This is a genomic window from Phenylobacterium sp. T106, from assembly GCF_057219735.1.
Window position 1 is genome coordinate 666,030 of sequence record NZ_JBXVWA010000001.1, and the last position, 22,543, is coordinate 688,572.

Genomic DNA, 22,543 nt, shown 5'->3' on the forward strand with positions numbered 1-22,543 from the left:
TTGCGTTGCATAGAACGGGTCGCAGCTCAACCGTTCGCCCCTGAGGGGAGAGATTGCTCGCCAGCGGTTACCACGCCGTTTCGGCAGTTGGTTGATTGCGGGGGTTCTTAGGGCCGCGTTTTCTACTTCGCCTTCTATATGCGAAGAAGCCGCCATCGAACGTCGAGCGCGGCTCCCGGGAACTTGTGAAGATGCAGATCGGTCGGTGGCGAGTTGGGTTGCGGTTGCCGCCGCCCGCGCTGGAGGTGCTGCAGCTCGCCCTTCAGTGGCTCGTCTATCTGACACGCTGGCCATGGTTCCAGCGACCCGCCCAAGCTCTCAAGCCGTACATGCAGCACCACGGGCTCTGGCGCTATGTCGCCATCGCGGTGCTGCTGGTCGGATTGGTCGGCTTCTGCCTCGTCTATGGCTTCTTCTTCGCCCTCACCGCGCCCTATCTGATAACCGAGTTTCTCGCGCCGGTTGCCCTTCTGGGCATGCTGGTCATCTGGGCGCTGCCCAATCAGCGCACTGTGCCGATCAAGTTCGCCGAAGCGCTGCTGTTTGCGTTCCTTGTGGGCCTTGTGCTCTGGCCAAACTATTTGGCCATAGCTCTTCCTGGGCTGCCGTGGATTACAATCCAGCGCCTGATCGGCATCCCCATGGCCGTGACGTTCCTGGTCTGCCTCTCCTCGTCGCGGCAGTTGCGGGCCGACATCCTGGAGACGCTGAAGTCGTCTCCCGGGGTGTGGCAGTTCGTCCTGGCCTTCGCCGCCATACAGTTCCTGACCTTGCCGCTGTCCAACGCCATCGCGGCGAGCGCGCAGAAGGCCATCATCCAGCAGATGAGCTGGACCGTGGTGTTCTTCCTCAGCGTCTATGTGTTCCGGACCCAGGGCTCGATCAGGCGGTTCATCGTGCTGCTCTGCTGGTTGGCGGTCCCGCTCGCGATGATGACCATTCCGGAGTCGCGGGTGCAGCACGTGCTGTGGGCAGAGATCGTGCCGAGCTGGCTGAAGGCCGCCGATGGAATCGACTTCCTCCGTGCGAACATGCGCAGCGCCGATGGGATCTATCGGGCGAAGGCGACGTTCTCCACGCCCCTGGGGCTCGCCGAATACATGGCGATCGTCACGCCCTTCTTCATTCACTTCGCCGCCACCAGCCGGAGCATGCTCGTGCGGGTCGCCTGCGTCGTAATGATCGGGATCGCCTTCTACTGCATCCAGCTGTCTGGGTCTCGCTTGGGCGTGGTGGGCATGCTCATCTCGTTCCTGAGCTACGTGCTGATCTGGAGCCTTCAGCGGTGGCGGCGCGCGCGCAATGATCTGATCGGACCAGCCCTCGTGCTGGCCTATCCCTTCATCTTCGTGACGGTGCTCGTCGCCAGCCTGACGAACCGGCGCCTCTACGTGATGCTGATGGGTGGCGGAGCGCAGAAGGCGAGCACGGAGGCTCGCTCCCAACAGCTAGAGATGGCGCTGCCGCGCTTCTTCAAGAACCCGTTCGGCAACGGCGCCGGCCAAGCCGGCGACTCGATGGGCTATGCGGAAGGCGCCTTTGTCGCGGTGGACAACTACTACATCGTCATCGGACTGGAGTACGGCGTCGCGGGACTCATTGCCTTCTTCGGCCTGGTTCTGCTGATCCTCTACTACGCGGGCATGGGCTCGATCAGCGAGGAGGCGCGTCAGGACGACGACCGCGAGCATCTGTTGCTGATGCCAATCGCGGTCTGCTTGTCCGAAATCCTGATCATCAAGTGGGTCTTCGGACAGGCGGACATCCACTCGGTCCTGTTCCTGATGTTCGGGATGGTCGTCGCCATCCGCTGGCGGCGACAGCACCGCGCAAAGCTACGCGCGGCGACCGCTCAGGCCGAAGCTCACCACGAACCGGGCCCAGTTCTTCAGCGCGAAAGGGCTGATCGTCAGAGCTCTGACAAGCAGACGGCGCGCAAGGCCCGGGTTGCCTAGCTTTGCCAGACCCCAGCCGATCCGGCCAAGGTGGGCCGCCACGACGGCCGGCTCGATCTCACCGTAGCGACGCAGACGCTGCACGATACGGATCTGCGAGCGCACGCCGCCACGGCGGATTTTCGAGATGCTGTCGTTCTGCAGGTAGGTCATCACCAGCGGCTCGTTGATGAAGACTACGTGGGTCTTGTACAGAAGCTCGATCGCGAATGACCAGTCGTTGTTGTTCACCAACAACTCATCGAATGGCCCCACAAGCTCAAGCGCCTCACGGTTGATGAGCAGCGTCTGGGTGCTGATCAGGTTCTCTTTGTTGATCAAACGCTTGAAGTCGGCGCTCTCAGGGTTCTCGATGGCCGGAATGCAGCAGACTCGATTGGGCCCGTAGCGGGACTTCTCGTCGCGTCCGTACTGTATCTTGGTGTGGAAGACGGTCACCGGTCCAGGCGGCGCTGAAGTGGCCGCCGCGACCTGGGTGGCCAGCTTGTCCATGAGCCACTCGTCGTCGCTGTCCTGGAATGCGATGAACTCGCCCCGTGCGAGCTTCAGGCCGGCGTTGCGCGCCCGCGAGGCGCCGCGGTTCCCCTCCAGCCGGACATAGACGACGCGCGGATCCTTTATGGCAGCCACCAACTGGGGGGTCTCGTCCTTCGACCCGTCATCCATCACGAGCAGTTCGAGGTTGGTGTAGCTCTGGCCTAGCACACTCGCGATCGCGCGCGGCAGAGTGCGTGCGCGGTTGTAGGTCGGGATGATCACCGATACGAGGCCCGGCTCGCGGGCGGACATTGCGCCGGCATCCACGGAGGCCGGCGAACTTGCTTTGAGCTCCTCGTCCAACATCAACACACCTGCCCCACGAAAAGCCAAACCTGGGTGATCCGTTAGCGTACACATCGCCTAGACGCATTAACGGATTGGCACGAGGCATCGCCCAGTCTGCGCAGTCGTCGACTGGGCTACAGGGGGGCGACGGGTGACACCCATCGGACAGCGGGCAGCTTGATGACCATTTCCGTGCTGATTGTCTCGTTCCGCACGCTCGACGATGTGAAGCAGTGCCTGCGCGCCCTCGAGGTCTCGACCTACACGGACTTCGAGGTCGTCATCTGTGAGAACGGGGGTGAGGACGCGTGGTCCGCGATGGCGGCCGCACTGCCGGAGCGCCTGCCAGGCGGGCAACGCATCAACCTCCTCCCGCCGCTCGACAACCCGGGTTTCGCGGGCGGCGTGAACGCCTGCCTGCGATACGCGGGTCGGGCCGAGGCCTATTGGGTGCTGAACCCGGACACCCTGCCTGAGCCGGACGCGCTCGCCCACATGGTCGAACGGCTGCGTCGTGGGGACGTCGCGATGGTAGGCCACGACCTGGTCCTGACGTCGGGCAACCTGGCGAGCCGCGGAGGGTTGTGGCGAGCCCTCGGGGCGCTCGCCGTCTCGATCGACAGCGGCAAGCCGCGCACACGGGCCACAAACCCGGAGCAGCTCGAAGGCAGGATCAACTATGTCGTCGGCGCCTCGATGCTGGTCGGTCAAGGCTATGTCGAGCGGGTTGGCCTCATGCGCGAGGACTACTTCCTCTATTGTGAAGAGGTCGAATGGTGCCTGCGTGGCCAGGCCATGGGCGAAAGGCTGGGCTATGCGCCAGACGCCGTGGTGCTGCATCGGCACGGCACGTCCACGGGCGCGGGCGGCCCGATCCGGGGCCGTTCGAAGCTCTCCGTCTACCTGCAGGAGCGGAACCGTCTCCTGCTGACCCGTGACCTCCGTCCGCTGCTTCTGCCCTTGACCGCGCTGATTGCCCTGACGCATCTGACGATCCGCTACGGGAAGGCGGGGGCCGTTCGTCAGTTGGCCTTCGCCTTGCAGGGTTGGGCGGCGGGCCTCACCAACGAGCGCCATAAACCCAACTGGCTGACGCGGGCTGGCGCAGGGCGTCCGGCACTGCCATCTGACGTGCTATCTGGAGCCAAATGATGACGGCGAAGTCCTTCCTCAAAGAACGTTTTCCGAGGGCGTGGAACTTCGCGCGCACGGCGAGCCTGCTGGGAAAGCTGGCCCCGCGGGTGTTCGGCTACGAACCCAGAACCTGCGTGCTCTGCGGCTATCGCGGGAAGTTCTACGCCGAGATCCACTTCCCGGACATCTTTGTCTACGATGCGGTCTGTCCCGCATGCGGATCGAACACTCGCAATCGACTGCTCAAGCTCGCTATCGATCGCGAAGGGCTCGCCGGCCCCGATAAGTCTCTGCTGCATTTCGCGCCCGAGGATAGCGTGCGCGCCGTGCTCCAGCCGATGGTGGGGCGCTATACGACCGCCGACCTCTTCGCAAAGGGCGTCGACCTCAAACTGAACATCGAGGCCATCGATCAACCCGATGAATCCTGGGACCTGATCGTCTGCTCTCACGTCCTGGAACACGTCGACCACATCAAGGCGCTGCGCGAGCTTCGGCGCATCCTGAAGGACGGCGGGAAGCTGCTGGCCATGTTCCCCGTCGTCGAGGCGTGGTCGGAGCACTACGAGAATTCAGCGGTGCAGAGCGAACGCGACCGTGGGCTGCACTTCGGCAAGGAAAATCACCTTCGCCGCTTCGGCGGATCGGTCCGGAAGGACTTCGAGGCCGCGGGATTTCGAGTGACGTGCTTCTCGCCGATCGGGCCGGAGGTCGTGCAGTACGGCTTGATCCCCGGCGAAGTGCTCTTCATCGCGACGCGAGCTTGAGATCCGAACGCCTAATCTAAACCGCAATGGTCGAGCACGAGGGGGGTGAAATGAACATCCTTCGCAGAGCCCTGGCCGTATCTCGACGTTGGGGCTGCCACCGCCGGCTCGGCACGGATAGTTAAAGGTTTATGGGTATGCGATTGGGTCCGGAAAATACGACGCTGCACTGGTGGAGGCTCTGATCCGTGGCGAAGTTCAGCGGACTGCGTTTTTGGGGCAAGGGAAAGAGGACGTCACCCGTCCCGGCGCCTGGCCCCGCCGAGGTCGAAGGCCGTCAGGCCCCGGCGCCCCTCCGCGCCGAACCGATCCGTGAGACCGAGCGCCCGGCCAAGCTTCCACGATTTCGCGCGACTGCAGTCGATCAGCTGGATCGACGGGGCGGCGACGCCTCGGGCGCCATCCGCATCAAGCTTCGCAACGCCTTCACGCCTTCGCAGCCCGTACTCGATCAACGGATGTTCGCCGGCCGGCAGGAATTCCTCACGAGGATGATCCGTTCGATCGAGGACCAGCGCCTCCACTTGGTCATCTACGGGGACCGCGGCATCGGCAAGACGTCGCTGCTGCACATGCTCTCCGAAGTGGCGCGAGAGGCCCGCTATATCGTAATCTACACCTCCTGCGGCTCCGCTTCGGCCTTTGACGAGACCTTCCGCGCGGTGGCCGCGGAAATCCCGCTCCGCTTCCACAGCAGTGTTCGCCCCACCGCCTCCGAGGCGGAAGGCGGCTTCGCGCTGGCCGACCTGTTGCCCAACGCTGAAATCACGCCGCGCCTCTTCGGCGAACTGTGTGCGCGGATCACCGGGACCCGAGTGCTGATCGTCCTCGATGAATTCGATCGCGCGGAATCGGCTCGCTTCCGGCGCGACATCGCCGAGTTGATCAAGGTTCTTTCCGACCGGCTCCTGCGCGTGCAGCTGGTCGTGGCCGGTGTGGCGGCCGACGTGACCGACCTGATTGAGCACATCCCCTCGATCCGGCGGAACATCCTCGTCATGCGCGTTCCGCTGATGCTTGACGAGGAGATCCACGAGCTGATCGCCAACGGCGAGCGTGTCGCCGGCGTGTCGTTCGACAAGCTGGCCCGTGACTTTGTGACCCGAGCGGCATACGGGTCGCCCTACATCGCCAGCCTGCTCGCGCAGCACGCCGGGCTCATAGCCCTTGAGGATCGCAGGACGAAGATCTCGTCGCGCGATGTTGCAGAGGCGGTCGGCCGCGCACTCGACGAGGTGGCGCTGCGCATCAACAAGCCGACGCAGAAAACGATCGACAAGATCCTCAAGGACGAGGCCGACGCGCTGACGCTACTGGCGCGGGCGTCGCTTTCGGTCGGCGGCGCTTTCGAGATAGACGAGGTGGATCGCGTGGCGACCCGTCCCGAGGAAGCCCAGCGCGCGCGCAAGCTCCTCCTGCGCCTTGCCGAGGATCGCGAGCTGCTCGAGTCGCGGAACGCGGGGTTCGGCCCGCAGTACCGGTTCACGGACGACGGCGTGCCCGCCTACCTCTGGTTCGGCGCGGCGCAACAGGAGTTTTCGCCCACCGCGATGCCCGCCGGCCGGGCCGCCTCCGGCGCCGAGTAGCTCGCCGCCGTCACCCTAAAAGGAAAGGGGCCCAGGAGCTTGGCTCATGGGCCCCGATTCTCGGAACTTGCGGCGGCTCAGAAGAGCCAGTCGCCGCTGCCGAGGCTGCTCGTGCCCGAGATGGACGCCACGTGGACAAAGCCCGACGCTGCGCCGCGTCCATCCATGTCTACAAGGACCGAAACCCCGCCCGCGCTGTTCGCCTGGAACTGCACCCAGCCGTCAGCAACAGGGTTCGCGCCGTTGTAGCGCGAGAGGAGCGGGCCGAGGTCCAGCTTGTCGACGCCGCGCTGGAAGTCCGTGATGATAGTGGGCTGCGACGGTAGGTTGGCGAACTGGAAGACATCAGCCCCGGCGCCGCCGGTAAGCGTCGTGGCGCCGCCGGTGACAATCAGCGTGTCGTTGCCCGCCCCGCCGTCCAGTTTGCCGGCGACGCTGTTGGACGTGATCACGTTGTCCAGCTCGTTGCCGACCGCGTTCTGGGCGCGCGTTCCGGTAAGGACCAGGTTCTCGATGTTGGCCTGCAGCTTGATCGTGGCCGACAGGGCCGTCTTGACCACATCGATGCCGCCGTTGGCGAGCTCGATCGTCCGATCTCCAGCCGCGTCGAGGATATAGACGTCATCGCCGGCGCCCCCGGTCATGGTATCGGCGCCCTCGCGGCCGTCGAGAAGGTCTTGCTGCGCACCGCCGACCAGGTTGTTGGCCGCGCGGTCGCCCACGATCACCTGCACGTTCGGCTCGATCGCGCCGCCAACCTGCGTCTTGAGGCCCAGGGGGGAAGCCTGCAGTCCGGCGTCCAGCACGCTAGCGGTCTTGGGATGCGAGAGCAGCCACTTCGCCAGCGCGGAGGTATCGCCGACCGCGGTCCTCGCGAGCATGTCATTGTCGGTTAGGACAACGCCCGCGCCGTTCTTGTTCTGAACGATAGACGTCGTGTCGTTGCCCGTAACCTTCACGTTGGTGGAGAAATCGACCCGGATCCATGACGTCATGTCCGAGTAACCCGACACCAGATTGTCGCTGATCTCGACGCCCTTGCCGCCCTGGATGGCGATGCCGTTGTACGCCGCGCCGACGATCGCGTTGCCGACGATCGTCACGTTTTCGTACGGCATCTTGCCGCTCTCGTCCTTCATGAAGACGCCCTGCACGGGCTTTCCTTCGCCGCGGACGAAGATGTTGTTGGCCACCAGGATATCGTGAGCGGCAGCGGTGGTGTTCGTGGTCCAGAACTGAATGGCGTCAGGATGCTCGGAGCCGGGCCGGTAGATGTTCGTGAAGTAGTTCCCGGAGATTTCCACGTAGTTCGAGCCGCCGCCACGCACCGCGTCGTAGCTAATCTCATGGAACTTGCTGTCGACGATCTTGACGTGCTCGCTGTCTTGGTGCGCAACGGCGCTATTCAAAGCCTGAAATTCTGAGCTGCTAATCGTCACGTGCTTACTGTTGAGGATGCGGATGCCGTTACCCTCTCCATCGTAGCTGCCGCCGACGTGGCCGTGGACGTAGACGCCCTCGACCGTCACGTTGCTGGAGGCGTTGATCTCCATCGCGCGCTGACCGGCGTCGACCGAGAACTCGACGTTCGCGATAGTGATCCCGCTAACCGACCGCAGGTTCAACGTGTCGAAGATGGCCGGATCATTAGGATTGGCGGACTCGATCCTGACGGGCTTGTCGAACTTGAAGCCTGCGAGCGTGTGTGTCCCGTATTCACCGGACGCGAGCTGGATCGTGTCGCCGCCTTGCGCGTTCTGGAGCGCTGTCGTCAATCCCGACAGCGAGTCTACGCTATAGATCATCTTGTTACTGGCCCCGATACATCGCCGCTCTCTAGTTCGAGGCGGCATCTGTTGGGGCGAAGGTACGAAGTCCCGCTTTCTCTACGGTGAATCGGGGTACTTAATTTTGTGTGTACTTTAGAATTTATAAATCTCTAAGAACCTTTTGCCAACAACAACACCGAACACTGTTCAGTATTCTGAATCTGGAATTCAGAAGAAGACCTTCACACTACAGCTTGTATAGGCGACGACTGTTCTCGTCCGCGCCTTCCAATCTTCCCATCGGCCCAACGACGATATCGCGCTTAAGCACGACAGCGGGGTTGCCGACCACAATGCTGCGCGGCGGTACATCCTCGAAGACGACGGCCCCGCCGCCCACGATGCATTCATCGCCCACGGTGACACCGGGCAGAATGATGCTTCCCCCGCCGATGAAACAGTGTCGTCCGATGCGGATTGGCCGGTTCTCACCGGTCAGATTGTCCCGACTGATCAGCAGGGTCTTGAAGGCGATGAGCGTGCGATCGCCGACCGCGATGTCGCCGACCCGATACGTCACAAACCGAGACGAGAGTGAGATGCTGACCCCCTCGCCGAACACGATCCCGAGCTTGCGCGCAAGGCGGCGGGTGCGCCATTCAATGAGCGTATTCCGAAGAGCTCGGAGCTGATTTAGCGACTTCAGGGCCATCGACGGCTAGGCTGCCATGGTCCGCGCTGGTGTTTCAACGAGCCATTCCACGAAGAGGACTCTGCCACTGATGCTCGATGGTGTTCGCCGATGGATCAACCGCCTCATCCAGACCCGGCTGTGGGGAATGGATATTCATCCGTCCGCCCGCATCGCGCCGACGGCGCTCATCGACAGAACCTGGCCGCGCGGAATCCACATCGGCGAAGCCTGCATCATTGACGAGGAGGTCGTCGTGCTGGCGCACGACATGACCCGCGGGATCTACCTCGACACGATCGTCGGGCCGCGCAGCTATCTGGGCCCGCGCGCGATCGTGATGCCCGGCATAAGAATCGGGTCTGACTGCATTGTTTCGGCCGGAGCCGTCGTCACGCGAGAGATGCCCGACGGCTCCATCGCGGTCGGAAATCCCGCACAGATCTCTCCGCGATCCAGCCCATCCGGTTAGGGCTAGCCCAAAACGAAAACCGCCGCCCCGAGGGGCGGCGGTTCCCAATCGGTACTGCGATCGGCTTAGGCGGCGACCAGAGCCTTGCGCCGCGAGCGGATCATCGAACCCGCACCGGCGAAGCCAAGGATCATGAGGGCCCAGGCGCTCGGCTCGGGAACCGGAACGAAGGTGCCGCTGCCATCCCACGAGGCGTTCACGCCGCCCGTACCCTTCACCACCAGAACTTGCGGCGTGTTGATATTGATGAACACGGGCGACGTGCTGAAGTAGCTGGCGATGTTGCCGCCGTTCCCCACCGGCATGTCGGAACGGGTCAGCTCGACGCCGTTGAACGTCACGCTGGTGAACGTCAGCGACGAAAGCGCGTCAAAGCCGATGGAGATGCCGGCGAAGCCGACCATGCCGCTCGGCAGCGAGAAGGTGAACGTGTCGACGAAGTTGGTGCCGTCCCACTCATGCTCGGACGAACCGTCACCGGCATCCGCCGGCGGGAAGTAGATACCCGGGCCGGTCGGATCGCTGATGTCGTCATCGCCGAAGTTCAGCGTGATGCTCTGGTCGGGGTTCTCCGTCCAGTCGGCAATGTAGGTGATGGCGCTCGCCGACGTCGCGAAACCTGTCAGAGCAACCGCGACGGCCGAGGCCGTAAACAGCTTGGAGATAGCCCGCATGATCCTGATACCCCTTTGAACAATTGCCGACCTTAACTGCGCGTTAAGGCCTAGTCAACGAATTACATAACGCAACCTTTATATCCGAACCCACCGTCGCGCATCGCATCGAAGCAGCAGTTCGGGTCTCGTAGGCACTTAAAGTCCGGCCTTAACGCGCCAGCAACTCTATTCCCCTCATGGGCGAGTATTTTTCACCCCCTGACGGAACAATGCGCCAAGTGGCTTCCGCGCTGGGGATGCTGACGGGCACAATCCTGCCGCGGTACGCAGGTGTCGGCCATGCGGCGCCTGGCTGTCATCGAAACGTGGTGGCTCGGGTCGCGCTCACCGGCGGGCTCACGTCCTGGCTCGACCCAGCGGGCTGCGGCCGCCATCACATGCTACGGTGATCCCGCCAGTTGACGCAGGTACCGGCCGTACTCGCTCTTGCCCTGGACTTCAGCGGACTTGAGCAATTCCGATCGGTCGATCCAGCCGTTCTCGAAGGCGATCTCCTCGAGGCAGCCGATGCGAAGGCCCTGGCGCTGTTCGAAGACGCGGATCAACTCGCCGGCGCCGATCAGGCTGTCATGCGTGCCGGCGTCCTCCCAGGCGAAGCCGCGACCCAGCAGCTCGACGTGCAGCCGGCCCTCCTGCAGGTAGACGTCGTTCAGCGCGGTGATCTCGAGTTCGCCGCGGGCCGAGCGGGTCAGGGTCTTGGCGATCTCGCTGGCGCGGCCGTCGTAGAAGTACAGCCCCGTCACCGCGTAGTTGGACTTGGGGTTCGCGGGCTTTTCCTCGATGGAGAGCGCCCGGCCGTCCGCCGAGAGCTCGACTACGCCGTAGCGCTCGGGGTCGTGCACCGGATAGCCGAACACCGTGGCGCCCTCGGTCCGGGCGTCGGCGTTCTTCAGCATCTGCACGAAGTTCTGCCCGAAGAAGATGTTGTCGCCCAGGATCAGGGTGGACGGCTGGCCGCCGACGAAGTCCTCGCCCAGCAGATATGCCTCGGCCAGACCGCCAGGATGCGGCTGGATCACGTATTCGAACCGGACGCCGAACCGCGAGCCGTCGCCCAGCAGGCGCTTGAAGCCGGCCTGGTCCTCCTCGGTCGTGATGATCAGGATCTCCCGGATGCCGGCCAGGAACAGCACCGACAGCGGGTAGTAGATCATCGGCTTGTCGTAGACCGGCAGCAGCTGCTTCGACGTCGCCATGGTCAGCGGGTGAAGGCGGGTGCCGGCGCCGCCGGCGAGGACGAGCCCCTTCCTCATGACCGCCCCCTCAGGCCTTCACCAGGCCGAGGCGATCGGAATGGAACCCGCGCTCGCGGATGCGCTCCACCCAGCCGTAGTTGTCCACGTACCAGCGCACGGTGTCCTCCAGGCCGCGGTCGAGCGGCATGCGCGCCTTCCAGCCCAGCTCGCGCTCCAGCTTGGTGGAATCGATCGAGTACCGGAAGTCATGGCCGGGCCGGTCGGTGACGAAGGTGATCTTGTCGGCGTGCGGCGTGTTCGCGGGCGCCATGGCGTCCAGATGGGCGCAGATGGTGCGCACGACCTCGATGTTGCGCTTCGTCGCGTCGCCGCCGATGCAGTAGGTCTCGCCCAGGACGCCCTTGTGCAGGACCAGGAGCAGGGCCTCGGCGTGGTCGTCCACGTGCAGCCAGTCGCGCACCTGGCGGCCGTCGCCGTAGACCGGGATCGTCTTGCCCTCCAGCGCGCGGGTGATCACCGTCGGGATCAGCTTCTCCGGAAACTGGTGCGGGCCGTAGTTGTTCGAACAGTTGGTGATCACCACCGGCAGCTTGAAGGTGTGGCCCCAAGCGCGGACAAGATGGTCGGCGGCCGCCTTCGAGGCCGAATAGGGCGACTTCGGATCGTAGGGCGTCTCCTCGGTGAAGTCGCCGGTCTCGCCCAGGGCGCCGAACACCTCATCGGTCGAGACGTGGTGGAACCGGAAGGCGTCCTTCCGGTCCGCCGGAAGCCCGCCCCAGTAGGCGCGCGCCACCTCGAGGAGGACGGCGGTGCCGGTGATGTTGGACTTCACGAAATCGAGCGGGCCCTCGATCGCGCGATCGTTGTGGCTCTCCGCCGCCAGGTGCATCACCGCGTCTGGCTGATGCTTCGCGAAGACGGCCTCGAGCCTGGCCCGATCGCACACGTCCACATGCTCGAACGCGTAGCGCGGGTCGGCCGCGACGCTTTCGACATTCTCCAGGTTGGCCGAGTAGGTGAGCGCGTCGAGGTTCACCACCTGATGGCCGTCAGCGATGGCGCGCCGAACCACGGCCGAGCCGATGAAGCCGGCGCCGCCGGTGATCAGGATCTTCATGCACGCCTTCCTGTGCGGGACGCCGCCCGCCGTCAACTCCCGGACGGCAACCTGGACCTGCTCGGGTTTACGGGTCGTTTCGGATACCCCGCCTCTCAACGCCCCGCGACGGCGCGGCCCTGGAGCGGCGCCTCGGCGACAGCGCCCGCCGGACGGCCGAAGCGCTTCTCGATGTCGCGCTGCAGCGCGCGTGCGGCGAAGGCATGACCGGTGAAGAGCGTGTCGAGGGCCCAGCCGACGATGGGGATGCCGGACGCCACGCTGTCGAGGCCCAGGTAGGCGGCCATCCGCGCGAGCGTCGCCTTCGACGCCCCCGCCTGGACGGCTTCCGAGAGAAGGAGCGCCGCAGCGCCGACCGAATAGGCCGTGCCGGCGACTGGAATCCACGCCACGACGCCGTCGATGCCCAGGCCCCAGCGCCCGATGCCGATTACGCGGTCCGACAGCTGCTTCACGCGCTCCGCGCGCCGCCACGCCTTGTGGGCGCGTTCGATATCGTTGGTCATGGGCGTTGAAACGCCGGCCGCCGGGGCGGCGGTTCCATGATTCAGATCATGTCGCCGCCGGCCGCGTCGAGCAGCAGGAAGATGCGCCCGGAATCTGCGGCCAGCATGTTCGCCAGGACGAAGCCCTCGGGGTCACGGCCCACGGCGTCGTCCACGAGCGTCTTGTAACGGCGGACGTAGACTTCGGCCTTCCGCCGGATCGCCTCGTCGGTGAAGAGGCGCCGGCCGATCCGGCGCGTAGCCGCCGGCGCGAGGCGCTTGACCACCGCGCGCGCGCCCTCGGCGTCGCCGGTCTGCATGGCGGCGGCGATCTCCTCGACACGCCCCAGCGGCAGGAGCTTCTCCGCGTCCACCCCCATATTGGCGAGTTCCGTCGCCAGCGTCTCTTCCAGCCGCTCGCCCTCGCCCTCGGCGCCGTCGAGGGAGGCCAGCAGGTCCTTCCACGTCCAGGTGTCGTCGCCCGGGGCCTCCTCGGCGTCCTCGTCGTCGTCGGAGCCGGTCGGATGGCCGCCGGCGGCCTGGAAGACGGCGGAGAACTCGCGGTCGGTTGCGGTGGGCGTAAAGCGTATCCGGTTCTTCAGGCCAAGACGGTCCGCGAGCGCGCCAGGGTCTTCGGTCGGCGGCTCTGCCGGGGGCGCCGTGGTCTCCGGCGGCGGCGCGGCGGCCGACGCAACGCCGGTCCCCGCCTCGCGCCGCGGCGGCCGGGGCGTCGGCGACGGCAGCGCCTGCGGCGACGCCGCGGCGACGCCCATCAGGCGAACGGCCTCGGAGAGCATCTCGAAGTTCTTGCGGACGCGCTCCTGGAACGCCGCGTCGATCGCCTGCGCCTCCTCGGCAGTGCGGCGCGCCTGGGCCATCAGCTCATCCATGCCCTCGGCGACCACGGCGCGGGCCTGCTCGGCCTGTCCCGCCGCGGTGACCGGGAGCTGCGCGGCGCGCGCCTCGATGTCGCCCAGCATGGCGGCGAGTTCGTCCAGCGTCGCACGCGCCGACGCCGCCCCGTCGGCCAGCTTGCGGGCGGTGAGGGCCCCGGCGTCCTCGACCATGCGGGAGGACTGCTCGATCAGCGCCTTCGCCTCCTCGAGTCGCGCCTCGAAGACCTGATTGGCCTTCTGGCCGGCGCCGAAGGCGGCTTCGGAGAGGTTGTCCACCTGCTCGCGCGCGGCGGCGGCATGACGGGCCGCGGCGTCCCGAGTCTCTTCGGCGGCCTTGGACAGCGCCTCGATCGCCGCGCGCGTCTGGGTTTCGAGCTGCGCGCGCTGCTCGGCCGCCGCGCGCGAGACCGCCTCCAGCGAATGCAGCGTCGACTGCCCGAACTCCTCGCGCTCCGCGCGGGCGGTCTCGGCCAGGTCGCGGAACTGCAGGGCCGCGTCGGCCATCAGGCGCCGAAGCTGTTCCCCGCCGCTGGTGGCCCGCTCGGCCATGGCGGCTGCGGAGGCGCGCGCCGACTCGATGAACTCGCCCAGCTTCTCGGCGTGGGCGGCGGCCTCATCGGCAAAGCCCCCATGGTCCGCCTTGAGCGCCTGGCTCAGCGAGACCAGCGCCGTCCGCTGCTCGGAAAGCCCCGCCTCCACCGCCCTCACCTGCTCGGCCACGCCGTTCCCGGCGGTCTCGAGGCGGGCGATGTGGCGGGTCAGATCCTCCCCGGCGGTCCGGGCGGCGGTCGAGACCTCGCCGGCTGCGGCGGCCAGATCGGCAGCGCGCGCCGCCAGCGCCGTCTCCGCCTCGCGGATCTGCGTTTCGGCCACGCCGGCCGCCTCGCCCACCATGCGGGCCTGCTGGACGATGGCGTCGCTGACCTTCATCGCCTGGGCGTCGAGGGTCTGCGCCAGGGCGCTCATCTCAGAGCGCTCGCGGCCCAGCGTGGCGGCCAGTTCCTGCGCCGTGCGGGCCGAATGGGCGGAGGCCCCGGTCAGCTTGTCCGTCTCGAACGCCAGGGCGTCACGCATGGCCAGCAGGGTCTCGCGGGCTTCCTCGGCCGCCCGGCCGGCGCGGGCGATCTCGTCCCTCACCGCCTGCGCGACGTCGCCGGCGCGGGCGGCCGCGATGAGGGCCGGAGCGAGCATGTCGTCGGCCGCGGCCTTCGCCAGGCGGGTCTCCCAGGCGAGCTTCTGGGCCTGGCGGATCATGAAGGCGGCGCCGAAGACGAAGGCCGCCGGACCGATGGCGAGGAGCGCGAACACGATCAACGCGAACGGCTCGTTCTGCAGCGGCGCCACGTTGGCGCGGTAGCCCAGGGCGAACGCGATCGGGCCCAGGGCCCACAGGACGGCTACCGCGAAGGCGGTCAGCCAGATGGGCCAGCCGGCAGGCCCGCTCGGCTCGACGTCGAAGACCCGCTCGTGCGCTGGCGCGGCCGGCGCTTCGGCGAGCGCTGCGCGGGAGCCTGAAACAGTGATCGACTGCTCGTTCTCACGGTCGATGGACCTGAAGCCGACAGGCTCGACCGAGAACGGCTCGGGCGCAGTCTCCGCGTCCAAGGGCGCTTCGGCCGCAGGCTCGGCGCCCGCGAAGTCCATCGGCTGCCGCCGCTTCGAGAACAACGCCTCGTCCCTTCCACTCGAGCCCGCGGACCTCCGCCGCGCCAGGCCGCCACCTATCAACAGCCGGCAAGACCTCAGGTCTGCAGGATTACCCGGGGCGACAGCCGACGCAAACAGGTGGCGTGCGGAATCGCCCGGTGACGGCTGAATGTCGCGGAGCCGTCAGGCGCGGACCAGCGGGGCCTTGTCCGGGCACACCCCGGCCTTCTCGAGGCTGGCCGGCTCAATGCGGGTGGCGCGGGGAGCGGCCTGCCGCGGCGTGCGAGCCACGACGCGTTCAGAAACCGCGTTGCGCGGCTCGACCTTGGGCAGGTCGACGGTGACGCCGAAGTGGGAAAAGGCCGCAGCAGAGGAATGCACGACCAAGGCGGCCACCATTTCCGTCAATGTCGCCATGGGGGTCTTTCCCGGACGATTCGCGCCTATCGTGGGTATGCCACGTTGGCTGCGCGGGTCGTAGACGTCAGGCGGCTTAAATTTTTGCAATGTTGAGTCACTTCGCGACGGCTCGCACGGGTGCGAGCGTCACGACGACGGGGTAGTGATCCGAGCCCAGTCTGGGCCCCCGCTCGACCTTCACCGTGGCCCAGCCGGGCCCCGCGTAGACATGGTCGATTGGCAGGATGGGGAACGGCGCTGGCAACCGGTTGTGGCTCACCCGCTCTGCCGGCCAGGTTGGCAGGTTCCGCGTGCGCCGGATGAGGCCGAACACGCGATCGTCACGGCGCCGGGCGAACGACCAGGGCGTGGAGTTGAAGTCGCCCGCCAGGATCAGGCGGTCCTTGGGCAAGGGGGCGAGATAGGTCTCGAGCTCGGCGCGCTGGGCCCGGTCGAGAGCAAACCTTGTCGGCCAGTGCCGGTGGACTCCCACCACCACGTACGCGCCACGCTCGTCGACCAAGGTCGACGATGAAAGGTAGCCGGGGCGGCCCTTCGTGGGACTGGATCGATACCGGCGGATCGGCTGGCTCCGCGTGAAGACCACCGCGCCGCAGCTCGAGCACGAGACCGCGTAGCCGCCGCGGCGCCTGAGCGCGTCGCGAACCTTGCCGGCTTCCTCGACGATGATGATGTCCGCGTCCTGGCGAAGCAGCCACTCGATGGCTTCGGCCGACCTTTTGTTGCCACCCCAGGCGTTGAACTGGATGACCTTGATCTGGCCGGGCGACCCCTCGGGGATCGTGCTCGGCCGAGGCGACAAGAGCTCGCGGGCCATAAGCGAGCCGGACGCTGCTACCGCCAGCGCCGCCACAACCGATAGCGCCCCTTGTCGCGGCCAGCTTCCGATGACGGCCAAGACGAGCGCCAGCACGCCCGACGCCAGATAGATCGGGGCCAGATGCGTCAGTACGTCCAGGCGGGAACTGAAGCGCCCGCCTTGGGCCAACGTCGCCGCTGCGAGCGCGCCGAGCGCGAGGGGCCACGCGGCGAGGGCAAGAAGCGTCTTGAAGGTCGCCATCCCCGTCAGGATGCCTGCCGCGACTCGCGAGGCTGGGCTGGGCGACGTGGGCCGCCACCTTTGAGCATCACGTCCGTCGCACGCACGGGCGCCCCTTCAATCTCGTTGCCGCCACTGTCGACCCAGACCGGGCTGCTCGTCGATCCGCGGAAATCCAGGCCGGGCCTCGCCCCGCCGGGCGCGGCGGACCACGCGCGGACGTTCCTCAGCACCGGCGGCGTCGAGGCGTTCTGCACCGTGACGACCCACTTGTAGCTTTCCAGGATCGCCACGACGTCTTCGACGCGGACATCGCGATTGGTCCCGTCCTTGATGAAGACGCCTTGGCAGCGACAAGCAATGCGCACGCGTCGGACCACGATCCCACTGTTGTCGCCCCACCCCTGGATCGCGTCCGGGTGCTGATTGCCTTTGTTCAGCGGATCCTGGGCGTTCCAGCCCGATCCGACGAAAGCGGCGTCCTCGATCAGAAAGTTGGTCATCGAGCGGAAGTTCAGGGCGTCGAACGGGGAGCCGACCAGCCTCGCGTTGCGGAGCACGACATCGCGGGAGTCACCCGCGAAAAAACCTCGCGTCCGGTGAACCTCGAGGTCCTCTACGAGCACATCGGCGACCCGCTCCAGGAAGACACCGGCGCCGACCCCTCGGAAGCCGCGCACGACGATCTTGCTGGAGTCGCGGATCTCGAGCCCGCGGAAGCCCGGCGCCTGCTCGAAGCGACCTCCAACGATTGTCAGGCCCCGCGCGCCGGTGATCCGCACGCCGCGGATCCGGGAGTCTGCAAGATCGAGCGTCAGGTTCGGCGGCAGGTTCGCGAGCACGATGGGGCCATAGGCTCCCGGTGGAACCTTGATCGTCGATCCCGGTCGAGCCGCGCGCAGGCTGTTCAGGTCAAACGCGGGGCTAGGCCTCGCCGCGGATTCCGCCGACTGTTTGAGGTCTTGGGCCGAGACAGGCGACGAGGGCGGGCCCGCCGAGGCGCCGGCCGCAACCAGGACCGGAGCGATGAGGTAAGCCCACCTAGCTTTGACCTTCTGATGCACGAGCCCTTACTCGCAAGGACTCGTGGCGCTGTCACGTTCTCTCTGCAGCGGCTCGAAAGGTAGACTCGTGGTGTCGCAGGCGGCTCATGAGGGCGCCTGGTCACGGTCCGCACCGCCGACGGGGTGACGGCTCACGCCGACGCTGGCGGTCTGGGCCAGAGCGGCTTCGAGGCAGGCGATCACGCTCTCCCGCTGGCTAGACGTCTCACATCCGGCGCCCCAGGGCCTCGCTGTCGCCTTTGCCGCGCGAGCCGACGCGCGGCCGCAGTCGCGGTCGTGGGGCGCACCACCTGCGATCCGCGTGCGTGCGTGAAGGCTGCCGAAATGCGCTCGGAACGGCCGCCGGCGCGCCGGGTCAGGCGACGAGGCTGAGGGTCGCGCCCTCGTGGTTCAACAGCCATCGCTTGCGCGGCAGGCCCCCACCGTATCCCGTAAGGGCGCCGTTGGAGCCGATCACGCGGTGGCAGGGCACAACGACAGCGACCGGATTGGAGCCGTTGGCGAGGCCAACGGCGCGCACGGCCTTCGGTCGGCCGATGCGGCGGGCAAGCTCGGCGTAACTGATCGTCTGGCCGGGCGGGATGTCGCACAAGGTCCGCCAGACCTCCTTCTGGAATTCGGTGCCGTCGCCCTCCCAGGCGATCTGGTCGAGCGCCCGCACGTCCCCTTCGAAATAGCGGGTGATCGCCGAGCGCAACGGCGCCTCCCCGTCGACGAGCGTCGCCTGGGGATAGCGGCGAGCGATCCACTTCAGCATCGCCGGCTCGTAGTCGGTCCAGTTGAACGCGCGGAGCACGCCCTGCGCGTCGGTGACGACCAGGGCCGTTCCGATCGGCGTTGCGATGCGGTCGAGGGTGAGGGTTTCAGGCTGCGCGGCGGGCATCGGACTTTCTCTTCCTGGACAGACTGGCGGACCGGAGGCCGGGGTCGGCGGCCCAGAAGTGCTGAGCGGCGTATGCGCGCCAGGGCCGCCAGGCCTGGCTTCGGGCGAAGAGCTGCTCGGGCGTGGGGCGCACGCCGGCCTCGTCGGCCATCGCCCGCATGAGGCCCACATCGGCCTGCGGGAAGGCGTCGGGCTCACGCAGCTCGCGCAAAGCGATGTACTGCGCCGTCCAATCTCCGACACCCGGCAGCGCCTTCAGCGCCGCGATAGCGCTGTCGAGGTCCGCGCGCGGTGTGAAGATGGCCGGGTCCTGAGCGACCGTGCGCGCCAACGCTTCGATCGCGGCGCCCCGCGCCCGCGGCATGTTGAGCGTCAGCGATATCTCTTGGCCGATCACCCGCTCGGGCGGGGGGAAGACCCGGGTCAGCCCGAGCTCCGCCGCGGCGGGATCGTCGATCGGCTCGCCGTAGGCCGCGACCAGCTTCGCGGCCAGGTTGCGGGCAGCCGCCACGCTCACCTGCTGGCCCAGGATGGCGCGGACGGCGAGCTCGAAGCCGTCCCAGGCGCCCGGAGCGCGCAGGCCCGGACGGGCCGCGACCAAGGGCGCCAACGCCGGATCCTGCGACAGGTGCGCGCCGATCAGCACCGGATCGGCCGAAAGGTCGAACACGCGCCGGAGGCGCGCGATCACCGCTGGAAGACTCTTCAGCCGCGGGAAGCGGATGTCGGCCTGCAGCGCGCCGTCACGCCGTGGCGTGACGATCACGACCCCGCGCTCGCCGTCCACTGCGAGCGTTCGGGCATACCGCCTCTTCTCCACCCGCTCGACGCCGGGGATGGCGCGCTCGGCCAGGAACCGGATCATCGCATCCCAGTCGTACGGCGGCTTGTAGGGCAGGCGCACGACGATGCCGTCGGACGCAGGCGCCTCGGCCTGACGCGAGCGCCGCAGCTCGCCCGGCGGGCGGCCGAACAGTTGCTGGAAGGTCTCGTTGAAGCGCCGCACGCTGCCGAAGCCCGCCGCAAGCGCCACATCGCTCATCGGCAGGCGCGTTTCCTGTATCAGCTGCTTCGCGAGCAGGACGCGGCGGGTCTGCGCCACCGAGATGGGCGAGGCCCCCAGGTGCTGACGGAACAATCGCCGAAGCTGCCGCTCGCCCACGCCGAGCCGGGCGGCGAGCGCGTCGACGTCGCCGGCGTCCATCGCGCCGCCCTCGATGAGCGCCAGCGCTCGGCTGACGGTGTTCGACGTGCCGCGCCACGCCCCCAGGTCCGGTGACGCTTCGGGCCGGCAGCGCAGGCAGGGTCGGTAGCCTGCCTCCTGCGCGGCCGCCGCGCTCGGATAGAAGGTCATGTTCTGCGGCTTCGGAGTGCGCGCCGGGCAGATCGGCCGGCAGTAGATGCCGGTCGTCTTCACAGCGCCGAAGATGCGCCCGTCGAACCGCGGATCGCGGGTGACGAAGGCGCGGCGGCAGGCTTCGAAATCCATGTCCATCGCCCGGAAGATGGACGCATGGTTCGGCGAAGTCTCGCGGTTTTCGGACACGGATGGCGCAGCGGATGGACAGCCGGATTCCCCTGCAAGTCCTCGGTGAACAAGGAGGCGGAGACCGGCACGAATTCTGCTATGCGGACTCAATGGCCCGGATCAGCGTCGTCATTCCCCACTACAGCGACTTGACGTCATTGGCCACGTGCCTGGATGCGATCAGGCAGCAAACGGTAAGCCCTTACGAGATCATCGTGGCCGACAACGCCTCGCCGGAAGGCGAGGCAGCGGTGAGGGCCGTTGTCGCAGGTCACGGCAAGGTTGTTGTGGTCCCGGAAAAGGGCGCGGGGCCGGCCCGCAATGGCGGGGTGGCCGCCAGCAGCGGCGATGTCCTCGCCTTCACGGACTGCGACTGCGTGCCGACCTCCAGGTGGCTGGAGGAGGGTCTCAGGATGCTCGAAGAGTGCGATTTCGTGGGAGGCGCGATGCACGTGCTCGTCGCTGACGACGATCACCTCACGCCCGCCGAGGCGTTCGAGCGGGTCTTCGCGTTCGACAACCGGGGCTATGTGCTCAGCAAGGGCTTCACCGTCACCGCCAACCTCTTTTGCACGCGATCCATGTTCGACCGCGTCGGCGGCTTCCGGAAGCACGTTTCCGAGGATCTGGAGTGGTGCCACCGTGCCCGGGACCTCGGATACCGCATCGGCTATGCGCCCGATGCGCTGGTCGGCCATCCCGCGCGGCGTACCTGGCCTCAACTGAGGAACAAGTGGCGCCGCCTCGACGAGGAAGCGTTCAATCTCCAAGCCAATAGGCCCGACGGCCGTCGCCGATGGCTCGTCAAGGCTCTAGCTATGCCAGTGTCCGCCCTCGCGCACACACCGAAGGTGCTCTTGACCGCCCGCCTTCGGCGCCTTGACCAGCGCCTGAAGGCGCTGTGGATGCTTTATCGTCTGCGGGTCTGGCGCGCATATGACTACCTCCGCATCTTGCGCGCGTCGCGCTGACGGTTCGTGCGGGGTCCAGGGAACTCCATGGGCTTGGTTCGAGTCGCTGATCGAGAGACTGAAGGGATCGACGCGATCATCCGATCTCGGCCATCACGCCATCGTGCAACACATCGGGCGAGGAATCATTGGCGCCGGACATGCAGGCCGCGCATGAGGCCTCGAAATGGTGGGAAATGAGCAAGAGTACTTTGTCGAGGCCGGCCAAGCGTGACCTCGACCGGTCGATCGCAGGCTCGGCAGGCCTGCGCGCACATACGCCTGTAGCATCGTGACGCGACACATCCTCGTCACCGGAGGCGCCGGATACATCGGCGCCCATACGGCCAAGGCCCTCGCCGAGCGCGGCTACGTGCCCGTGGTGTACGACAACCTCAGCTCTGGCTTCACCGAGGCCGTACGCTGGGGTCCTCTCGTACAGGGGGACATCCGCGACACGGACGCGCTCGCGGCGGCGATGATCGAGCACGCGGTCACGGCCGTGATCCACTTCGCAGGTCTGATCGAGGTCGGCCGCTCGGTGTCCGAGCCGGGCCTGTTCTGGGACATCAATGTCGGGGGCACAGGCTCGCTGCTCGCCGCCATGCGCACCGCCGACGTCCGGCGGCTGGTCTTCTCGTCGAGCGCAGCAGTCTACGGCGCCGGCGGCCGGGGTCCGCTCGAGACCATCCCCGAACCCGCGACGAAGGCGCCGTCGAGCCCGTATGGCGACACCAAGCTCGCCGGGGAGATGATGATCGCCGCCCACTGCCAGGCGCACGGGGCGACGGCGGTCGCCCTTCGCTACTTCAACGCCGCCGGGGCCGACCCGTCGGCCGTGATCGGCGAGGCACACGAGCCCGAGACCCACCTGATCCCCCTGGCCATGGCGGCGGCGCTCGGCGACGGCAAGCCACTGACCATCTTCGGCGAGGATTTCGACACCCCCGACGGCACCTGCCTGCGCGACTACATACACGTCAACGACCTCGCCGCCGCGCACGTGGCCGCCCTGGAGGTCGCGCTCCCGGCGGGCGCCTTCGAGGCGGTGAATGTCGGCACCGGCCAGGGCAGCTCCGTCCGGCAGGTGGTCGCCGCCGTGGCGCGCGCGCTGGGGCGTCCAGTGCCGCACACGATAGGCGGCCGGCGCGCCGGCGATCCCCCGAGCCTGGTCGCAGATCCATCGCGCGCGAAGGAGCTGCTAGGCTGGGAGCCGCTGTGCTCGGATCTCGACGCCATCGTCCGCGACGCCCTGCGCTGGGAGGGCCAGCCGCGCTACGGCAAGGGCGATCGGGCGAAGCGCCAGGCCTGAGCGCCTCCAACTCCCCTGGTCGCGCGTAGAGAAATCCTGGGGGCCCCTCGCCTTGCCCCAGGCAGGTCGCGCCTATAACTCACGGCCGAGCCTTCTCGGCCGGCCCGGCATGCGCGCGGGCTCCAGACCA

General features: G+C 67.0%; 21 protein-coding genes. 7 read left to right on the forward strand and 14 right to left on the reverse strand.

Annotated elements, in window-relative coordinates; genetic code table 11:
• Nucleotides 1–191: 191 nt before the first annotated feature.
• The gene (locus AC2D8W_RS03305; RefSeq protein WP_484670313.1) at nt 192–1,955 is read left to right on the forward strand and encodes an O-antigen ligase family protein; all 1,764 of its coding nucleotides are present in this window, start codon (nt 192–194) and stop codon (nt 1,953–1,955) included.
• Here AC2D8W_RS03305 and AC2D8W_RS03310 read toward each other — a convergent pair.
• Nucleotides 1,836–2,798: a glycosyltransferase family 2 protein gene (locus AC2D8W_RS03310; protein ID WP_484670314.1), complete on the reverse strand. Its 963-nt coding sequence runs from the start codon at nt 2,796–2,798 to the stop codon at nt 1,836–1,838. The two genes, AC2D8W_RS03305 and AC2D8W_RS03310, sit on opposite strands and share 120 nt — an antisense overlap.
• Nucleotides 2,799–2,960: 162 nt before the next feature.
• Here AC2D8W_RS03310 and AC2D8W_RS03315 point away from each other — a divergent pair, with 162 nt between their 5' ends.
• From AC2D8W_RS03315 to AC2D8W_RS03325, 3 genes are all read left to right on the forward strand, one after another.
• Nucleotides 2,961–3,932: a glycosyltransferase family 2 protein gene (locus AC2D8W_RS03315; protein ID WP_484670315.1), complete on the forward strand. Its 972-nt coding sequence runs from the start codon at nt 2,961–2,963 to the stop codon at nt 3,930–3,932.
• Nucleotides 3,932–4,681, forward strand: coding sequence for a class I SAM-dependent methyltransferase (locus AC2D8W_RS03320; RefSeq protein WP_484670316.1), 750 nt, complete (start codon nt 3,932–3,934; stop codon nt 4,679–4,681). Before AC2D8W_RS03315 ends, AC2D8W_RS03320 begins: the two co-directional genes overlap by 1 nt.
• Before the next feature lie 188 nt (nt 4,682–4,869).
• Nucleotides 4,870–6,267: an AAA family ATPase gene (locus tag AC2D8W_RS03325; RefSeq protein ID WP_484670317.1), complete on the forward strand. Its 1,398-nt coding sequence runs from the start codon at nt 4,870–4,872 to the stop codon at nt 6,265–6,267.
• 77 nt (nt 6,268–6,344) lie between these two features.
• On the opposite strand, the gene AC2D8W_RS03330 is transcribed toward AC2D8W_RS03325, so the two are convergent.
• Together AC2D8W_RS03330 and AC2D8W_RS03335 are read right to left on the reverse strand one after the other, a co-directional pair.
• Nucleotides 6,345–8,072: a right-handed parallel beta-helix repeat-containing protein gene (locus tag AC2D8W_RS03330; RefSeq protein ID WP_484670318.1), complete on the reverse strand. Its 1,728-nt coding sequence runs from the start codon at nt 8,070–8,072 to the stop codon at nt 6,345–6,347.
• 211 nt (nt 8,073–8,283) lie between these two features.
• Complete coding sequence (locus AC2D8W_RS03335) at nt 8,284–8,748, reverse strand: acyltransferase (RefSeq protein ID WP_484670319.1); 465 nt, start codon at nt 8,746–8,748, stop codon at nt 8,284–8,286.
• Nucleotides 8,749–8,818: 70 nt separating this feature from the next.
• Between AC2D8W_RS03335 and AC2D8W_RS03340 the strand changes: the two genes are divergently transcribed.
• The gene (locus AC2D8W_RS03340) at nt 8,819–9,199 is read left to right on the forward strand and encodes an acyltransferase (RefSeq protein ID WP_484670320.1); all 381 of its coding nucleotides are present in this window, start codon (nt 8,819–8,821) and stop codon (nt 9,197–9,199) included.
• Between the two features lie 65 nt (nt 9,200–9,264).
• On the opposite strand, the gene AC2D8W_RS03345 is transcribed toward AC2D8W_RS03340, so the two are convergent.
• The 10 genes from AC2D8W_RS03345 to AC2D8W_RS03390 all read right to left on the reverse strand — a co-directional run bounded on the left by AC2D8W_RS03345 (nt 9,265) and on the right by AC2D8W_RS03390 (nt 20,112).
• Nucleotides 9,265–9,873 (reverse strand): FxDxF family PEP-CTERM protein, encoded by a 609-nt coding sequence (locus AC2D8W_RS03345; RefSeq protein WP_484670321.1) that lies wholly within the window; start codon nt 9,871–9,873, stop codon nt 9,265–9,267.
• Nucleotides 9,874–10,256: 383 nt separating this feature from the next.
• A complete protein-coding gene (gene rfbA, locus AC2D8W_RS03350) occupies nt 10,257–11,129 on the reverse strand; it encodes a glucose-1-phosphate thymidylyltransferase RfbA (RefSeq protein WP_484670322.1) in 873 nt (290 codons plus the stop codon).
• 10 nt (nt 11,130–11,139) lie between these two features.
• The gene (rfbB, locus tag AC2D8W_RS03355; protein WP_484670323.1) at nt 11,140–12,189 is read right to left on the reverse strand and encodes a dTDP-glucose 4,6-dehydratase; all 1,050 of its coding nucleotides are present in this window, start codon (nt 12,187–12,189) and stop codon (nt 11,140–11,142) included.
• Between the two features lie 95 nt (nt 12,190–12,284).
• Nucleotides 12,285–12,695, reverse strand: a complete 411-nt coding sequence (locus tag AC2D8W_RS03360) for a DUF4112 domain-containing protein (RefSeq protein ID WP_484670324.1) — start codon at nt 12,693–12,695, stop codon at nt 12,285–12,287.
• 41 nt (nt 12,696–12,736) lie between these two features.
• Nucleotides 12,737–15,214 carry a polar localization protein TipN gene (locus AC2D8W_RS03365; protein WP_484670325.1) on the reverse strand — a complete coding sequence of 826 codons (2,478 nt, stop codon included), beginning with the start codon at nt 15,212–15,214 and terminating at the stop codon, nt 12,737–12,739.
• A 186-nt stretch (nt 15,215–15,400) separates the two neighbouring features.
• Complete coding sequence (locus tag AC2D8W_RS03370; protein ID WP_484670326.1) at nt 15,401–15,634, reverse strand: hypothetical protein; 234 nt, start codon at nt 15,632–15,634, stop codon at nt 15,401–15,403.
• Between the two features lie 97 nt (nt 15,635–15,731).
• Entirely contained in the window at nt 15,732–16,697 is a 966-nt protein-coding gene (locus AC2D8W_RS03375) for an endonuclease/exonuclease/phosphatase family protein (protein WP_484670327.1), read from the reverse strand.
• 5 nt (nt 16,698–16,702) lie between these two features.
• A complete protein-coding gene (locus AC2D8W_RS03380; protein ID WP_484670328.1) occupies nt 16,703–17,740 on the reverse strand; it encodes a hypothetical protein in 1,038 nt (345 codons plus the stop codon).
• 355 nt (nt 17,741–18,095) lie between these two features.
• Nucleotides 18,096–18,623, reverse strand: coding sequence for a methylated-DNA--[protein]-cysteine S-methyltransferase (locus tag AC2D8W_RS03385; protein ID WP_484670329.1), 528 nt, complete (start codon nt 18,621–18,623; stop codon nt 18,096–18,098).
• Nucleotides 18,604–20,112, reverse strand: coding sequence for an AlkA N-terminal domain-containing protein (locus tag AC2D8W_RS03390; RefSeq protein WP_484670330.1), 1,509 nt, complete (start codon nt 20,110–20,112; stop codon nt 18,604–18,606). The genes AC2D8W_RS03385 and AC2D8W_RS03390 overlap by 20 nt, the downstream gene beginning before the upstream one ends.
• A gap of 149 nt (nt 20,113–20,261) precedes the next feature.
• On the opposite strand from AC2D8W_RS03390, the gene AC2D8W_RS03395 reads away from it, so the two are divergent.
• Nucleotides 20,262–21,122, forward strand: coding sequence for a glycosyltransferase family 2 protein (locus AC2D8W_RS03395; RefSeq protein WP_484670331.1), 861 nt, complete (start codon nt 20,262–20,264; stop codon nt 21,120–21,122).
• A gap of 76 nt (nt 21,123–21,198) precedes the next feature.
• Here AC2D8W_RS03395 and AC2D8W_RS03400 read toward each other — a convergent pair whose 3' ends face one another.
• Nucleotides 21,199–21,330 carry a hypothetical protein gene (locus tag AC2D8W_RS03400; protein ID WP_484670332.1) on the reverse strand — a complete coding sequence of 44 codons (132 nt, stop codon included), beginning with the start codon at nt 21,328–21,330 and terminating at the stop codon, nt 21,199–21,201.
• Between the two features lie 63 nt (nt 21,331–21,393).
• Between AC2D8W_RS03400 and galE the strand changes: the two genes are divergently transcribed.
• On the forward strand, nt 21,394–22,413 hold the full coding sequence (gene galE / locus AC2D8W_RS03405; protein ID WP_484670333.1) for a UDP-glucose 4-epimerase GalE: 1,020 nt from the start codon (nt 21,394–21,396) through the stop codon (nt 22,411–22,413).
• The last annotated feature ends 130 nt before the right edge of the window (nt 22,414–22,543 follow it).

Coding starts and splice junctions, on each gene's coding strand:
- AC2D8W_RS03305 (WP_484670313.1), top strand. CDS start 192: ATGCAGATCGGTCGGTGGCGAGTTGGGTTGCGGTTGCCGCCGCCCGCG.
- AC2D8W_RS03310 (WP_484670314.1), bottom strand. CDS start 2,798: ATGTTGGACGAGGAGCTCAAAGCAAGTTCGCCGGCCTCCGTGGATGCC.
- AC2D8W_RS03315 (WP_484670315.1), top strand. CDS start 2,961: ATGACCATTTCCGTGCTGATTGTCTCGTTCCGCACGCTCGACGATGTG.
- AC2D8W_RS03320 (WP_484670316.1), top strand. CDS start 3,932: ATGACGGCGAAGTCCTTCCTCAAAGAACGTTTTCCGAGGGCGTGGAAC.
- AC2D8W_RS03330 (WP_484670318.1), bottom strand. CDS start 8,072: ATGATCTATAGCGTAGACTCGCTGTCGGGATTGACGACAGCGCTCCAG.
- AC2D8W_RS03335 (WP_484670319.1), bottom strand. CDS start 8,748: ATGGCCCTGAAGTCGCTAAATCAGCTCCGAGCTCTTCGGAATACGCTC.
- AC2D8W_RS03340 (WP_484670320.1), top strand. CDS start 8,819: ATGCTCGATGGTGTTCGCCGATGGATCAACCGCCTCATCCAGACCCGG.
- AC2D8W_RS03345 (WP_484670321.1), bottom strand. CDS start 9,873: ATGCGGGCTATCTCCAAGCTGTTTACGGCCTCGGCCGTCGCGGTTGCT.
- rfbA (WP_484670322.1), bottom strand. CDS start 11,129: ATGAGGAAGGGGCTCGTCCTCGCCGGCGGCGCCGGCACCCGCCTTCAC.
- rfbB (WP_484670323.1), bottom strand. CDS start 12,189: ATGAAGATCCTGATCACCGGCGGCGCCGGCTTCATCGGCTCGGCCGTG.
- AC2D8W_RS03360 (WP_484670324.1), bottom strand. CDS start 12,695: ATGACCAACGATATCGAACGCGCCCACAAGGCGTGGCGGCGCGCGGAG.
- AC2D8W_RS03365 (WP_484670325.1), bottom strand. CDS start 15,214: ATGGACTTCGCGGGCGCCGAGCCTGCGGCCGAAGCGCCCTTGGACGCG.
- AC2D8W_RS03370 (WP_484670326.1), bottom strand. CDS start 15,634: ATGGCGACATTGACGGAAATGGTGGCCGCCTTGGTCGTGCATTCCTCT.
- AC2D8W_RS03375 (WP_484670327.1), bottom strand. CDS start 16,697: ATGGCGACCTTCAAGACGCTTCTTGCCCTCGCCGCGTGGCCCCTCGCG.
- AC2D8W_RS03385 (WP_484670329.1), bottom strand. CDS start 18,623: ATGCCCGCCGCGCAGCCTGAAACCCTCACCCTCGACCGCATCGCAACG.
- AC2D8W_RS03390 (WP_484670330.1), bottom strand. CDS start 20,112: ATGGATTTCGAAGCCTGCCGCCGCGCCTTCGTCACCCGCGATCCGCGG.
- AC2D8W_RS03395 (WP_484670331.1), top strand. CDS start 20,262: ATGGCCCGGATCAGCGTCGTCATTCCCCACTACAGCGACTTGACGTCA.